At 42.4% G+C, this 14,177-nt stretch carries 16 protein-coding genes; 6 read left to right on the top strand and 10 right to left on the bottom strand.

Annotated features, from left to right (window positions below):
- Positions 1 to 31 precede the first annotated feature (31 nt).
- Positions 32 to 742, top strand: coding sequence for an RDD family protein (locus tag RLN88_RS12940; RefSeq protein ID WP_350221828.1), 711 nt, complete (start codon positions 32 to 34; stop codon positions 740 to 742).
- A 45-nt stretch (positions 743 to 787) separates the two neighbouring features.
- On the opposite strand, the gene RLN88_RS12935 is transcribed toward RLN88_RS12940, so the two are convergent.
- Positions 788 to 1,018, bottom strand: a complete 231-nt coding sequence (locus RLN88_RS12935; RefSeq protein WP_350221827.1) for a hypothetical protein — start codon at positions 1,016 to 1,018, stop codon at positions 788 to 790.
- 60 nt (positions 1,019 to 1,078) lie between these two features.
- Positions 1,079 to 3,517: an ABC transporter permease gene (locus RLN88_RS12930; protein WP_350221826.1), complete on the bottom strand. Its 2,439-nt coding sequence runs from the start codon at positions 3,515 to 3,517 to the stop codon at positions 1,079 to 1,081.
- A 132-nt stretch (positions 3,518 to 3,649) separates the two neighbouring features.
- Here RLN88_RS12930 and RLN88_RS12925 point away from each other — a divergent pair, with 132 nt between their 5' ends.
- Both RLN88_RS12925 and RLN88_RS12920 read left to right on the top strand, forming a co-directional pair.
- Entirely contained in the window at positions 3,650 to 5,008 is a 1,359-nt protein-coding gene (locus RLN88_RS12925; RefSeq protein WP_350221825.1) for an ABC transporter permease, read from the top strand.
- Positions 4,974 to 6,044: an ABC transporter permease gene (locus RLN88_RS12920; protein WP_350221824.1), complete on the top strand. Its 1,071-nt coding sequence runs from the start codon at positions 4,974 to 4,976 to the stop codon at positions 6,042 to 6,044. Before RLN88_RS12925 ends, RLN88_RS12920 begins: the two co-directional genes overlap by 35 nt.
- On the opposite strand, the gene RLN88_RS12915 is transcribed toward RLN88_RS12920, so the two are convergent.
- The 8 genes from RLN88_RS12915 to RLN88_RS12880 form a co-directional block, all read right to left on the bottom strand.
- Positions 6,045 to 6,560, bottom strand: coding sequence for a hypothetical protein (locus RLN88_RS12915; RefSeq protein ID WP_350221823.1), 516 nt, complete (start codon positions 6,558 to 6,560; stop codon positions 6,045 to 6,047). It abuts the gene before it with no gap.
- 359 nt (positions 6,561 to 6,919) lie between these two features.
- Positions 6,920 to 7,282, bottom strand: coding sequence for a hypothetical protein (locus RLN88_RS12910; RefSeq protein ID WP_350221822.1), 363 nt, complete (start codon positions 7,280 to 7,282; stop codon positions 6,920 to 6,922).
- A gap of 320 nt (positions 7,283 to 7,602) precedes the next feature.
- Entirely contained in the window at positions 7,603 to 7,971 is a 369-nt protein-coding gene (locus tag RLN88_RS12905; RefSeq protein ID WP_350221821.1) for a LytR/AlgR family response regulator transcription factor, read from the bottom strand.
- Positions 7,972 to 8,003: 32 nt separating this feature from the next.
- Positions 8,004 to 8,561: a hypothetical protein gene (locus RLN88_RS12900; protein ID WP_350221820.1), complete on the bottom strand. Its 558-nt coding sequence runs from the start codon at positions 8,559 to 8,561 to the stop codon at positions 8,004 to 8,006.
- 10 nt (positions 8,562 to 8,571) lie between these two features.
- On the bottom strand, positions 8,572 to 9,003 hold the full coding sequence (locus RLN88_RS12895; RefSeq protein ID WP_350221819.1) for a hypothetical protein: 432 nt from the start codon (positions 9,001 to 9,003) through the stop codon (positions 8,572 to 8,574).
- A gap of 26 nt (positions 9,004 to 9,029) precedes the next feature.
- Complete coding sequence (locus tag RLN88_RS12890) at positions 9,030 to 9,449, bottom strand: SiaC family regulatory phosphoprotein (RefSeq protein WP_350221818.1); 420 nt, start codon at positions 9,447 to 9,449, stop codon at positions 9,030 to 9,032.
- Between the two features lie 35 nt (positions 9,450 to 9,484).
- Entirely contained in the window at positions 9,485 to 9,946 is a 462-nt protein-coding gene (locus RLN88_RS12885; RefSeq protein ID WP_350221817.1) for a hypothetical protein, read from the bottom strand.
- A gap of 361 nt (positions 9,947 to 10,307) precedes the next feature.
- Positions 10,308 to 10,838, bottom strand: coding sequence for a hypothetical protein (locus RLN88_RS12880; protein WP_350221816.1), 531 nt, complete (start codon positions 10,836 to 10,838; stop codon positions 10,308 to 10,310).
- 303 nt (positions 10,839 to 11,141) lie between these two features.
- Between RLN88_RS12880 and RLN88_RS12875 the strand changes: the two genes are divergently transcribed.
- The 3 genes from RLN88_RS12875 (at position 11,142) to RLN88_RS12865 (ending at position 13,532) form a co-directional block, all read left to right on the top strand.
- A complete protein-coding gene (locus RLN88_RS12875) occupies positions 11,142 to 11,417 on the top strand; it encodes a CRISPR-associated protein Cas2 (RefSeq protein WP_350221815.1) in 276 nt (91 codons plus the stop codon).
- A 2-nt stretch (positions 11,418 to 11,419) separates the two neighbouring features.
- Positions 11,420 to 12,397, top strand: a complete 978-nt coding sequence (locus RLN88_RS12870; protein ID WP_350221814.1) for a PIN domain-containing protein — start codon at positions 11,420 to 11,422, stop codon at positions 12,395 to 12,397.
- Positions 12,398 to 12,800: 403 nt separating this feature from the next.
- Entirely contained in the window at positions 12,801 to 13,532 is a 732-nt protein-coding gene (locus RLN88_RS12865; RefSeq protein WP_350221813.1) for a DUF6261 family protein, read from the top strand.
- The last annotated feature ends 645 nt before the right edge of the window (positions 13,533 to 14,177 follow it).

Raw genomic sequence — 14,177 nt, 5'->3', positions numbered from 1 at the left:
AAGTTTTCAGATAATTGCGTAAAATTTTTGCATGCCAAAGTTCGTCACCAATCAAAATATTGAAATAGATCTGGAGCTGGGGAGTCTGGGGGATCGCATCCTGGCCTTTATCATAGATTTTGTGATCCTGATTGTTGTTATGATTACCCTGAATGCATCCCTTGCTTATATGTTTTCAGGAGAATGGGCAATATTGCTAATATATATCCCAGCCATGTTTTACAGCTTTGCTTTTGAATACTTCGGTGGAGGGCAAACTCCCGGAAAGCGGGCCATGAACATCAAAGTGGTGAAGCTGGATGGTACCACACCCACGATTGGCAGCTATCTGCTCCGGTGGCTTTTCCGCATTATTGACCTTTGGCTATATCCGATTGTGTTTGCCCCAGCGGTAATTTCTATCATTGCCACCAAAAATGGCCAGCGGATCGGAGACCTAGTGGCGGGCACTACGGTAATTAAAGTCAGAAAAGTGGAAGTCGCCCAGGCTTTCAAGAGTGTGGCGAAAGATGATCATCAGGTCACGTTCAGCCAGGTAAAATCACTCACAGATGATCAGATTGAGCTGATCAAAAAGGCTTTGAAAATGAGAAAGGAAGGGTTTAGTGCAGATGGAGTGACGGTACTATCACAGAAGATCAAAGAGAAGCTCAACATCGAATCGGAGCTGCCGGACGTAAAGTTCCTTTATACGATCATTGCCGATTACGAATACCTGGCGAATCAAACTTTCGGGACATAAAAAAAGCCCTGCGAGAGGGCTTTTAAGAAATTAAAAAATTAGGTTCTAATATGACCCTGCTGCCATAATACCTCCCAGCAATGCAGCACCAAAAATCATATACAATACAATCATTATTGCATAGAAAATTAGAACTGCTTTTGCCCAGTTAGCCTTGACTGCCGGCGTTCCACTTCCGAAAGACCAAACAAATAGCATTACAAATCCAACTATTGGAATTGCTGTGATAATCATGGTAATCAACCAATCTTTAACACTCATTGAAGAATCAGACATAGTTTTTTAGTTAGGTTAATAAAACAATGAATTTATTGCTTTTTTTCCTTTTAAAAAACTTTACTCATCCCTCAGAGATTCTACCGGATTTGCCCTTGCTGCTTTGGTCGATTGGATACTGGTAGTCAAAAATGCAATAAGGAGTGCGCCTAAGCCTGCCACAATGAAGATTAGCCAGTTTATCCTATCTGCATAGGCAAAGTTTTCAAGCCAGCCAGAAACCCAGAAATACGCCGCTGGAATAGCGATCACCGTCGAAATCACAATGAGTTTAATTATGTCCTTAGATAGAAGGAATACAATCCCCGACACACTACTTCCCAGCACCTTTCTCACTCCTATTTCTTTGGTCTTTTGGGTAATGATGAAAGCTGAAAGCCCTAGTAAGCCAATGCATGCTACAATGACGGCAAGCACTGTAAACACCGTAAATAGTCGCCCGGAGGCTTTTTCTGATTCGTAAAAGCTCTCCAAACTGTTGTCAAGAAAATAATATCTAAATGGTGTCTGCGGGGCAAACTCATTCCATTTCTCTTCAATTGAAGCCAACCCCCTTTGCATGTCTTCCAGGGATATTTTCACCGCATATTTATTCACAAAGCTCTGGGGGCTACCCATGCTGGTAATAGCTATTGGCTCCATGGCTGAATGAAGGGATTCAAAATGAAAGTCTTTCACTACTCCTATGACTGTGTAGGAAACCTGTGATGAATCATCCACATGAATAATCCTTTTCCCGATCGGATCTGAGAGGGCTAGCTTCTCCACCGTGGCTTCATTCAAAATGATGGAGAGTGAATCGTTAAACTCTGGAGAAAACCCCCTTCCTTCCAGTATTTCCATACCCATGGTCTCCATAAATTGGTCATCCATAGAGAGCATCCGCGTGACCAGACTTTCCTTTTGTCCATCTCCCGGCACTCTCACAATAAACCCCTGAAGCACATCGCCTGGTAATGAAGAGCTATATCCTGCGCTAGAAACCTCTTGAGTAGATACCAATTCATTCCTAAAAGTCTTGAACCTATCCCAGTTTGGTTGCTGCGGGTTATTGTTTACCGCAAACCCATTCTCTATCACCACTACCTGCTCTTTATCAAACCCGAGTGGCTTGTTTAGCATGAAATCCATCTGATTATATATCAGTAGAGTAGCCGAAATAAGTGCAATGGAAATGGAAAACTGAAGAACCACTAGTACATTTCTCAGCATCACACCTTTTCCCGAGGTTTTCATCGATCCTCTCAGGATACCTATGGGGGAATACGAAGAGATGAAGAACGCTGGGTACAAGCCTGCAAGCACCCCTATTGCTATAACCACCCCTATTAGAATCAGGATATTCACCGGGGTGAAAAAACCCAGAACAGAAAGATCCCTCCCTGAGAGTTGGGCAAAAACTGGTTGGAATAGCCAAGCGATGACAATGGCCAGCATTGCACTTAGCATAGCCACCAATGTTGATTCCGACAGAAACTGAGCCACTAGCTGCTTTCGATGGGAGCCCATCACTTTTCTGATCCCCACTTCCTTGGCCCGCTCCACGGAACGAGCCGTGGAAAGGTTCATAAAGTTGATGCAGGCGATAATGAGTATAAAAGCCGCGGCAATGGAGAAGATATAGACATAAGTGATATTCCCATTTGGCTTCATTTCACCAGATAAATGACTGGTGAGGTAAATGTCCCTGATAGGCTGAAAGGAGTAATTGTATCCATTCCCAGCGGCTATGTATTCGTCATAGGATATCCCGTTTCGTTGCTGAATTTCACCTTCTGCATATTGCTTGATGAAGGCAGGCATCTTTTCTTCCAACTCTTCATAGGAAGCTCCTGGTGCCAGCTCGATGTATGACATCACCGAGAAGCTTGCCCAGTTTGGAGAGCTTAAGAAAGGGATCGAGTGAAGTGCTACGATGGCTCCAAATTCAAAGTGCGATTTCTCAGGGTAGTCTTCAGCTATGGCTGTAACCTCCAACGTATTTCCCTGCGGCCCCTGCAAAATCTTACCCAGGGGCTTCTCATCCCCAAAGTATTTTTTAGCAGCAGATTCCGTGATTACGATCGAGTTGGGCTCCTTCAAGGCTGTTTTCACATCTCCTTCAATAAGCTTGATAGAAAGCAATGAAAAAATGGTGGAGTCTGCAAAAACCAGCTTATCCTCTGTAATGGTCTCGCCTTCATACTGAAAAGTAGCCACGTTTGGAATCCTGAATAGACGGGTTTGATTCACCACCTCTGGAAAATCATTTACCATTTGCGGACTAATGGAATGTGGTATGATCACAAAATCCACTTCCCGCTCAGGGTAGACCCGGTTTAAAGCCAACCGGTACACATTGTCGTCCTGAAAACTATCATAGGACAACTCATGATTGACATAAAGTAAGATGGAGAGGCAGGTAGCCATGCCGATGGCCAGCCCCAATACATTGATGGTTGTAAAACCAGGTTTCTTCTTAAGGCTTCTTAAGGCAGAAACGAATAGATTCTTTAGCATAAGTAAGTTGAGATAGGTTCATACTTATACTCTAATTATACTTTCAGGTTTCATACAACCATTGCCCGGCTGCAACATCTTACCAACAACTGCTGTCAAATCTGCATAGGTCTAACTCAAAATTCCTCAAGTATGCTAAAAAACTACATCAAAATTGCCCTTCGTAATCTATGGAAGCACAAGCTATTCACCGGGCTAAACATCATGGGTCTTTCATTGAGCATGTCGGTATGCCTGGTACTGATCCTATTGGTCTATGATCATTTTCAATATGACAAATTCCACCCGAAGGGTGATAGAATTTACCGAATCACTACTGATATTAAAGGGCACGAGGGGCCATTCAGTGAAAAGTATGCTACTTCTCCCCTGCCTTTTAAAAATGAATTAAATGAACGCTTCTCATTCATTCAAGGAGGTACCAACCTAAATTCTTATTTACGAGGAGAAATTCGGTCACCTCATAAAATCCTAAATATCCGATCGCTGTATGCGGATGAAGCCTTCTTTGAGGTATTCGGTTTTGAGCTAAAGGAGGGAAACGGTAAAGCATTAGTAGAACCATTTAGCATCGTTTTGAGTGAGGAGCTATCCGATAAGTTGTTTCCAGACCAATCAGCATTGGGACAGACAATTGAATTTGAAGACCATGGAAGTTATAAGGTAACCGGTGTAGTCAAGTCTCCTCCGGGGAAGACACACATGCAGTTCGAGGCATTGGGATCATTGAGCACCCTTCCGGTGCTGGCTGAAAAGGATCTCGTTTCTAAAAACTACAATAGCTGGAAAGAACATTGGAGTGGATACAACTATCTTATTTTGAGTGATCCGTCATTCAAAAATGAAGCTGAGGCGGCTATCAATGCGCTTGCATCAGAAAAAATAAAATATGAGGAAAATGAGCAGGAACTAATTTTTAGACTTCAATCACTAAATGATATTGTGCCTGGAGACATCACCTCTAACGAAATTGCATTCACCCTGCCGTGGTTCGTATTGATGTTTTTTGGCCTACTGGGGCTCATTGTATTGATCACCGCTTCCATTAATTATACCAACCTGACTATTGCCAAAGCGCTGAGTCGTGCGAAAGAAATAGCCATACGAAAAGTGAATGGTGCAAGCAAAAAACAGATTATCTCACAGTTTCTTACAGAGTCTGTGATAACGGCATTCCTGTCTCTCCTTTTTGCAGTGGTGATTTATCGATTTCTGATCATTTCCTTTAATGAAATATGGATTTTCAATATGATCGGCATTTCACTGGAAGACTCCCTGGGAACTTATGGATACTTCATCCTATTCACCATCATCCTTGGACTACTGACCGGGATCGGACCGGCCGTTTTTCTTGCAAGAATAAAGGCGGTAAACTCACTTAAAGGAAACCTGACTCAAATAAAATCCAGAAAACGATCAGTATTCAAACATCTGACAGGTAAGCGTACATTAATCAGTGTACAGTTTACTGGTGACTATTCTCATCCTTAAGAAGCAGGGCGAGTTTCTTGTCAACTCTAAGTATGGCTTTAATGAGTCAGAGGTTTTTTACGTAAATACACACAAACAAAACCCCGCCTCAATAAAGCAGCATTTTGAATCCATCTCCGGGGTGGAAAATGTAACATTTGCTTCTCACCATCCTGCAGTAGGACGATCCCATGGAGGAGATGCGCAGTGGAAAAAAGATCAGGAGCCCATCACACTCTACTACTTCTCGGTAGATCCAAACTACATAGATGTGATGGAGCTAGAGTTGGTTGCCGGAAATGATTTTCCACGAGATATTTCCACGCAAAATGAAAAGTTCATGATCATCAATCAGAAAGCTGTAGAAGCATATGGTTTTGAGTCTGCAAGCCAGGCAATTGGTGAAACCATGATGCTGGATACACTCGGACTTCAAATCATTGGGGTAGTGAAAGATTATCATTGGGAGCCACTAATGAAGTCCATTCGGCCGCTTGCCTTAAGGGTAATACCAGACAGGTATGAATACACATATCTAAAGGTAAGGAGTGAGGATATGGTAGCTCAGAAAAAGAAGTTTGAGCAAGCCTGGGCTTCATTTGATGCAAATAGAGAATACGAAGGAGGTTTCCTAAACGAACAATTGGATGAATTTTATCAGTTCTTTTACGACCTGGGTAACATTCTGACTTATGTCGCCATGATAGCCCTTTCCATCACCGGATTGGGTTTTCTTGGGATGGTCAGTTTTGAATTAAAAACCAAAGTGAAAGAAATAGGAATACGGAAAGTATTGGGTGCCTCATTCCGCTCTCTCACCGTTTCTATGGGAAAAGGATTCATCATTATGATAGTAATCACTTCAATTATTGCAATTCCATTTGCGATGTGGGCAAATGGGCTTTGGGTCAATGAAATGGCTTTTCATGCCCCGATTGATCATACCATTTTCATTCCTACACTCATAATTGTAGGCATCATTGCTACGGTCACCATTCTTTCACAAGTCTGGATAAATGCTAATAAGAACCCAACTGAAACATTAAGATCTGAGTAATTACTTGAAAATACATTCAGCGTTTTCTTTGGAAATCTGAACAACCGCTTCCGGTATTTCCTGATCGCTGAATGTATTTTTCATGTCTTTGATCCGTATGAACACAATGCCTGATTCGGCGATGTTTTTCATATCCTCCTCCGTCATACTGAAAGTGATATCATAGCGGGTGATCTTGCTGCCAAAATCGTCAATGATTTCGGGGATAGCCTTTTCGATGGATTGCATACGGATCACCGCACCATTTCCTGCTCGCATGATCAGCTCACTTCCTGCTGCAATGGGTTCGCTGACTTCACCATAATCACCTACCTCTACCTGAAAGGTATAGTCGCTCCCGTTTCGGATGTAGGAAAAGAAGTAGTAAGGTACCGGCCCGGTGAGCCGTGTCTTCACGGTGCGGATGATGTCATCGGTGATGGGGTCCTTCTCATTCACCAGGTACTTGCAGATCTGCGAAAAACCCTGAAGAGAAAACAAGATAAAAATTAGCGTAAGGGTAGATTTTGATCTCATCGAATTGAATTTGCTATCCTAAACTAAAACAATTCAGAAGTAGAGATCAAGTATTGAAAACAAAAACTCCGGCATGCACATACCAAACCTCTATTAAAGAAGGATTATGGATTAGTCAGCGCATTCAATGATCCCCATAGTGGGCGTGATTTAGCGCACCGAACAAACCCATTTATGGTTACATTCTCAGATTTGTATATTGCTATGCCGGAGCGATGTAAAGGTAGTGGATTGTGGGGAAGTGGTTGATGATTTGGTGGCTGAACGATCTTAAAATAAGCTGCAAGCAGTACGAGGTTTCAATTTGCACGCGTTGCAAACGCGCGCTAGCGGGGGTGATGGTTTGATAGGTGACCTATCTATTGATAAAGTTCTCGTTTCCTAGGTGTTGTCTCAAGAACTAATCTATATGTCCCTAGATTGTTTTTTCGATACAAATACAGCACTTTTTCTCCTTTTGCTTTAGCAACGGAATCATATTTTTCAGTGTGCTTCACCATATTGAAACCATAAAGGTTTAGGTATTTCCATTCGCCACCAATCAAAAAGTATGGAGTGGCTCTTTCATCACTAATTCTAATATCCTCTATAATACCATAGCATTCTAGATTATAATTATTATTATACGTAATGATTTGTTCTATCTTATTAGATATTGAACCTGCAATCAATCCAACTATGGTAATTATTCCACCAACTTGTATCATTTTCTTAACATTCATCTTTTTAAATTTTTAGTTCAGATATAATACTTGCTAGCGCGCGTTTGCAACGCGTGTTTTACACTTTAATCACTAAAATAAAGATATAGACTTCATTTTGCATGTATTGCAAGCTTATCATTATTACCCCCCTCTGGCGCAAGCGTCCGCTTGTGCCTATTCTAAGATGGTCATTTTCCATATAACAAAAAAGGTCCAAGTGGGACACTTGAACCAGTTTCTTGTTTTTCTCTTGCGCTGGCTGGTGCCATCAATTATTCCTTTTGAAAAAAAGGGTGACCCATTGCTGAGCCACCCTTACTAACCACCAAAAAACACACTTATTTCACCAATGGGATAAGCGACAATAGCTCCTGCTTATTATTTCTGCTTATCGGGATGTTTGTTTCATTTATCTGCACATGCGAGGATGACAGATTCTCAATTTTATCTAACCGGATGATGTAGGACTTGTGAATCCTGTAGAAATCCGATGAAGGAAGGACCCTCAGCAGGTTTTTCATAGTAATATGTACCGTGTGGCTCTTATCCTGACATTTCACCTTCATGTAGTCGCCATATCCTTTGATGTATTCGATACTGTTTAGTGATACTCGCTGGATCTGTCTGCCTACATTTAGGAAAATGCTTCCCTCAAATTGATCTATCCGATCTTTTATGTTTGGTGTTTCTGTTTTTAGTACTTGCATGGTGGTAGTCATTTAAGTTCTTATGTATGTTTTTAGTATTTGGTTAAAATTTGAATGCGTATATCGTGGGGTGCCACTTCATCTCCCCCGAAGTAGGGAAAGAGCATGTAGTAGAGACCTTTGCTGCAGGGAGCCTCTCGCCTGATGCTTACAGGATCATGGCCTTGCAGGTAAAAGAGATAATGATCATTTGTGATCTGTAGCTGGTAGTCTGCAGGCTGATCCAGCTCCACATCCCCGATGTATTCAGTGATACGCTCACCATTTACGTAGGCATAAGCATAGATCTCCAGCTTGCCATCCAGCCATCTCCAGCCGAAACGGGCACTGTTTTCATGGTGGGTGGAGTTGCAATCCGAAAAGCCCATCAGCTTGTTGATGTCGTGCTGGTTTTCGGTGGTGCTGGTCTGGTAGATTGCCGACTGATCAAAGATGGTAGCAAAACTCAGCGTATTGGATTGAAGCGACTGTAGCTTCCACCCGTTATCGTGCCTGCCTGCCGGGATGATGAAGTTTTCATACGGATGTTCCATCGGTGGCTCACAGGAAAACAAGGCAAAAATCAATGGTATAAGTATTGGCTGTCTCATGATATTTGGTTTATAAGTGTACCATTAGCTTCACTCCCACGGCCGATTCCCTGGCACGAATGCCGGCTGTAAGTGCGGTGGAAAACGTATCAGAGATTCTGATCTCCGTCTCTACTTCCGGGATGATGACGAAGAAATGCTCGTTTACAAACCCTGCCTTCGGTGTGAAAAAGAGGCGCATGTTTCCGCACCGTGTCAGTGGCACGATGGTCTCGATCCCGTAGAAGGGATACTTCTCATCCAGGCTCTCACCTTTTACATTCAGGTTTGACTGATGTACCAGTCCTATCCCTAGCCCCTTGTTGGTTTGGATTCTCAGTCCATACCCTTTTTGAAGCCCCATCACCGTGTTCTGCACATACGCTTCTCCAGTCAGTACCTGTGCATTGCAGCAGAACTTCAGGATGGTTGTCAGGAACATGAGGACGAATAGCTTTTTCATGACAGTTGGGTTTAGGATTCAATTTATCAGTTGAGGGAAATTTTGAATTGGAAGTCGCTCATGCTGGCAAAGTCCAACCCCGACTCAATCATCTCATTTTCATGCTCACTGGCACTACAGCTCCAGTATATCTTCACCATTTTACCTTCCTTATGTGCTTTGTTTAGGCGCTTGATGATCTTGAAAAGATATTTTGCTGAAGAAGTATTGAACAGTTCAAACTTGAAGTAAATGTTCAGCTCTTCCCTGACCCTCAGGTGCGACTCGATATCGGCCAGCATCTGACAGTACTTGATCCAGGCATCATCAGTGATACTCCAACCTGTCACCATCATCAGGTTTAGGTTTTCCATGTATCTGATGTTAAAAATTTTCGAAATGGCTTTCACTACTCTAAGTGGGGAAACCTCTTGCTGCTGATCCATAAATGCTACCTGGGCGTTCATACTATTTTGACTTCTAAATTGAATGACTGATTTGCTTAGAAAGAAAGTGCTACAGATGCCTGAAGAGTAGGACGAAAAGCTCTTGAGCCTACTCCCATCCCGATACGCACATGCTTAATTGGCTTATAGTCGGCCAGCACCGATGGTGTGATCACGAAGTTCTCTCCGTTAGACATTCCTGTACGTACATTGGCTTTTACTACGAATAGCTCCCGGGAAATGACAGGCACGGCAAAGTATAGTCCGGCAAAGTCCTTTTCGTACTGGTGTGGAAGTGCCTCCAGATCCTCTTCACTCATCATGAATGATTCCATTAAAGAAGCCTCCTGAAAGAATGCCCCATACTCCCACTGGTACCGGTTTTCAAATCCGATGGAGGTCCCTGTCTTAGGGCTCATGTTGGTCTTTTCTACATAGGTTCTTACAATTACATTTTGCGCAGATGCGGTTCCTAGAACGGCGGCAAAAAGAAGCGGTAATAACAGTTGCTTTTTCATTTTCTTATGTGTTTTTGTTTGTTTGATAGTTCAAAATTCAGAAAATGAAGGGCCGGAAATGAGAGGGATTTTCGGGTTTGAAAAGATTCAGAAATACCCGTAAAAAAGTGCGTGAGATGCGCATACGGGCTAGCCCTTAGAAAAATAAGGGATACACGCAGCGGGGAATACGGAGGGTTGAGTAAGGGATTTTGGGATGTTTACTCAGGGTGACGAGGGGTGTTTTCAGGGTGTGATCTAACTAAACGCATTTTTTATTTCCGTGCGTCATGCTGAACCTGCCTGAGTCGGCAGACAGGCTTGTTTCAGCATCTTCATTCTAATAGGTGCATGCTATTACAAAGTAGCCCGGATAGAATTATCAAAAAGAATAACCGAAACTCAGCCCAAACCAGGGAACAAACTCCGGGCGGTCGGTGGAAGTACTTTCCGAAAGCAGATACATAGGGACGAAACCTGCCCTGAATAGAAACCCTCCATCCGGCTTTTGAAGTCTGTACCCTACTCTTCCGGTGAGGTAGTAGGCATTGGATTTTGTCTCCTGGGTCGGTCCTAGTATAGACACGTCCTTGGTCTCTACAAACTGCGAGGATAGACCCACACCAAATTCTACATGGCCTTTATTATTGCCAACCCAGCCAAGAATTTCAACAGGTATCACATTTCCTTTAACCTCATCAAACAGGTCAATATTTACATAGGAATACCCCACCCTTCCTGAGATTTTTAGGTTACCGCTGGTGGTGATCAGGCGGTCATAGTTTATCGAATACATAATACCATTTCCAAAAAGCTCGAGATAGAGGGCATTTGGTTTTGGATCAGTGGAAGTGTCCTGGGCTGACGTTGCAAACGTGAGGAAAAGGAATATGCAGCAGTAGATCGTTTTCATACATGATAAAGCGTTTAATGCTATCCAATTTAAGTAATAAAAACGTTACTCTGAACTATTTATCACCAAACCGCCCCGCAAATTGCACTCCGCTAAGTATCAGTTTACCTAAAAGAAGAACTTGAGCACAACGCTGTGACTTTTTTGGAGAATAATGGGGTATTGGCCTATCTTGAACCAATGCGAATTATTTCAATGTGCTTAAAAGGTGCATTATATTCGGTTGTTGAGTGCATTACATAGTAATTTATATGCTTACCAAATTCTCAATATTTATCTTAGCCCAAAATTTAGAATTCAAGGATGAAATCCTATATAATATCATATGATCTTAGAAGTCCAGGTAGAAATTATAATGCTCTATATGATGCTATCAAATCATATGGTACTTGGGGTAAGGTCACTGAATCTACTTGGGCAATTATTACAACACAGTCAGCAGCTCAAATTCGTGATTACCTACTGAAACATATTGATGTTAATGATAGGATATTTGTCATTAAATCAGGTGGGGAAGCTGCCTGGAGGAATGTAATCGCTGAGAATGATTGGTTAAAAAAACATCTACCCAAGGTATGAGCATGAGAAAGCACTTCCCCGGATATTACAAACCATCCAAAGATGATTTCCGAAAATTATGGTCAGAAGGTTTGTTTGTATTTGACACAAATGTGCTACTCGATCTTTATAGATTCTCGGAAAGTACTGTGAACTCTCTTTTGCAAATAATGGAAACTTTGAAGGATCGAATTTGGATTCCCTATCAAGTTTCCGAAGAATACCATAAAAATTTGAATAAGATCATATCAGGTCAAGTAAAAAAATATGGGGAAAGCATTAGAACTCTCCTTGAATTCAAAAAACAAATAGATGAAAAGAGAAGTCATCCGTTTTTAGAGCTAGAATTACATCAAGAGATTGAGGCATTTTGCGAAAAATTCGATAGTGTTCTTGACAAAAAGCAAAAAAATGTAAAAGAGCTTATCCTAAGTAATCCAACTAAAGAGCGGTTAGCAGATATATTAGAAAACTCAATTGGTGAACCCTTTACAGACGATGAGCTTAAGATAATTTTTACAGAAGGAGAATCAAGGTACTTTAAAAAACAACCTCCTGGCTATTTGGATAATAAAAAAGGTGAACCTGATAAATACGGTGACCTAATTGTTTGGAAAGAGATTCTTAAGAAAAACAAAAGTATTGATCAGCCTGTCATTTTTGTTACTGGTGATACTAAAGAGGATTGGTTTCAGGTGGAAATGGGAATGACAATAGGACCAAGACCTGAACTGATTTCGGAACTAAAAAAGGAAAAGAACAATCTGTTCTACTGTTATTCGACTGATAGTTTTCTGAAATATTCCAATGAATACCTTGATGCTAAAATTGGCGAAGATATACTCGAAGAAGTTGGAGATTTCATTGAAAAGTCACGAACAATAGAGGAAACAGAATCAGAGTCTGAAATCGATGAATCAACTAGTGAGTCAACAGTTGAAGGATCAGTTTCAATAACTAACCAACGATCATCCGAATCTAGTGCTCTAGGGGGTCTTTAAACCCTCCTCTAGCACAAAAGTAACTTCCCCACCTCAGTTTGTGATTGCTTCATACCCTCCCCCTCCAACACCCGTACCACTCCAAAAAAATCCGTTTTTGCTCCAAAACGTCCGTAGAAGTGTAAAAAAAGCCTTTTTCGGAGCAAAACACTCGTAGAACGCTAAAAAAAAGTTTTTTCACGCCAAAACATCCGTAGAACTCTAAATAAAATCTTTTTTGCCTCCAAACGCCGGTAGAAGTCCGCACCACTTTTTTTTTGTTTCAAAACAACTGTAGCTAAAGAAAAGTCTATTTTTTTCGCCCCAATACCGTTTTTCATCACCATGTATCTTGTATTTCGTAGCAAATACCGATAACATTACTTGTAAATCATTTTTTTTCACATTAAAACAATTCAAACAGATGATCAAACAATTAAGAACCAGTTTTCTCCTTCCTGCGGAGCTATCTGAAACAGCCAGTAAGTATGTGGCCGCCACGGCTGACTTGTCTGCCGCCGACCCGTTTATCGCCCGCATCACCGGGCTGCTGCAAACCGATATTGACAACCTGAATGCGGCCATCACTGCCGTGCGCCTAAATAAGCTCGTGGATGATGTAGCTGCAGCTGATGCGCTTCGGGATGATTTATTTATTGGATTCAAAGATCTGGTAGATGCCTACAAGCGCAGAAAAAACCAGGCACTGGTGGATGCCTATGAGCAAATTTGGCCCATCATCTACCAGGCAGGCACACGCCTTTACACACTAGGCTATGCGGAGCAGAGTGGTAAACTGGAGGCACTCTTTACCGAACTGGACAAACCGGAAAATCAGACAGCACTGGCTACTATGCATGCAGATGGCATCTATGCAGACCTGAAGCAGGCACAGGCTGATTTTGTTACCATTTACAATAGCCGTCTGGATGAAGACACCAAAAAGAACTACCCTACGCTGAGCGAGGCGAAGAGCAAGACCGTGCCGCACGTAAATATCCTGCTGGATGCGATCAACATCCTGGATGAGACTGATCCGGGGACGCACGGCGCACTGATCGACAAACTCAACGGCATCACCACAAGCATTATGGCGGTGGCTCGTGCCAGAAAGTCGCGGGGTGAGAGTGGAGAGGAATTGGAAGCGGCTGAGTGATATTTAATGACCTCATCCCGGCCTTCTCCTTAAGGATAAGGAGTAGCCCCTCTCCTACAGGAGAGGGGTTTAGACTTGTTTCAGCATCTTCGTGTAACCCGCTCCGCTATTTTGATAGACCCTGAAATAAATTCAGGGTGACGGAGGGGTTTGGTCAGGGTGACGTCCAGTTTTGAGATAGCAGTCCCCATATCCAGTACGTCATGCTGAGGCTAGCCGACCGCACATGTTTCAGCATCTACATACATGGACCCTGAAATAAATTCAGGGTGACGTCCAGATTTTAATGTAGCAGAAATAACAATGGAAAAGTCATGCTGAACTTGTTTCAGCATCTAATGACGATAAAGTAGGTTAAGTTTAGACCCTGAAACGAGTTCAGGGTGACTAGGGGTGCTTGCTCAGGGTGACTAGGGGTGCTTGCTCAGGTTGACGAGGGTTTGATCAGGAGACGATTTAACTAAAAGCATTTCTTTATTTCCGTGCGTCATGCTGAACTTGTTTCAGCATCTAATGACGATAAAGTATGTTAAGCTTAGACCCTGAAATAAATTCAGGGTGACGAAGGGGTTTGTTCAGGGTGACGAAGGGGTTTGTTCAGGGTGACGCCCAGTTTTGAGATAGCAGTCCCCATATCCAGTACGT

The sequence above is a fragment of the Ekhidna sp. genome (assembly GCF_040223195.1).
Classification (GTDB): Bacteria; Bacteroidota; Bacteroidia; order Cytophagales; family Cyclobacteriaceae; genus Ekhidna.
This window is presented reverse-complemented; position numbering and strand designations above follow the sequence as displayed.

What these genes read in the sequence shown, in the direction of transcription:
- RLN88_RS12905 (WP_350221821.1), bottom strand. Translation starts at nt 7,971, where the DNA reads ATGCAAGTACTAAAAACAGAAACACCAAACATAAAAGATCGGATAGAT.
- RLN88_RS12900 (WP_350221820.1), bottom strand. Translation starts at nt 8,561, where the DNA reads ATGAGACAGCCAATACTTATACCATTGATTTTTGCCTTGTTTTCCTGT.
- RLN88_RS12935 (WP_350221827.1), bottom strand. Translation starts at nt 1,018, where the DNA reads ATGTCTGATTCTTCAATGAGTGTTAAAGATTGGTTGATTACCATGATT.
- RLN88_RS12925 (WP_350221825.1), top strand. Translation starts at nt 3,650, where the DNA reads ATGCTAAAAAACTACATCAAAATTGCCCTTCGTAATCTATGGAAGCAC.
- RLN88_RS12865 (WP_350221813.1), top strand. Translation starts at nt 12,801, where the DNA reads ATGATCAAACAATTAAGAACCAGTTTTCTCCTTCCTGCGGAGCTATCT.
- RLN88_RS12880 (WP_350221816.1), bottom strand. Translation starts at nt 10,838, where the DNA reads ATGAAAACGATCTACTGCTGCATATTCCTTTTCCTCACGTTTGCAACG.
- RLN88_RS12940 (WP_350221828.1), top strand. Translation starts at nt 32, where the DNA reads ATGCCAAAGTTCGTCACCAATCAAAATATTGAAATAGATCTGGAGCTG.
- RLN88_RS12915 (WP_350221823.1), bottom strand. Translation starts at nt 6,560, where the DNA reads ATGAGATCAAAATCTACCCTTACGCTAATTTTTATCTTGTTTTCTCTT.
- RLN88_RS12895 (WP_350221819.1), bottom strand. Translation starts at nt 9,003, where the DNA reads ATGAAAAAGCTATTCGTCCTCATGTTCCTGACAACCATCCTGAAGTTC.
- RLN88_RS12875 (WP_350221815.1), top strand. Translation starts at nt 11,142, where the DNA reads ATGAAATCCTATATAATATCATATGATCTTAGAAGTCCAGGTAGAAAT.
- RLN88_RS12885 (WP_350221817.1), bottom strand. Translation starts at nt 9,946, where the DNA reads ATGAAAAAGCAACTGTTATTACCGCTTCTTTTTGCCGCCGTTCTAGGA.
- RLN88_RS12930 (WP_350221826.1), bottom strand. Translation starts at nt 3,517, where the DNA reads ATGCTAAAGAATCTATTCGTTTCTGCCTTAAGAAGCCTTAAGAAGAAA.
- RLN88_RS12870 (WP_350221814.1), top strand. Translation starts at nt 11,420, where the DNA reads ATGAGAAAGCACTTCCCCGGATATTACAAACCATCCAAAGATGATTTC.
- RLN88_RS12910 (WP_350221822.1), bottom strand. Translation starts at nt 7,282, where the DNA reads ATGAATGTTAAGAAAATGATACAAGTTGGTGGAATAATTACCATAGTT.
- RLN88_RS12890 (WP_350221818.1), bottom strand. Translation starts at nt 9,449, where the DNA reads ATGAACGCCCAGGTAGCATTTATGGATCAGCAGCAAGAGGTTTCCCCA.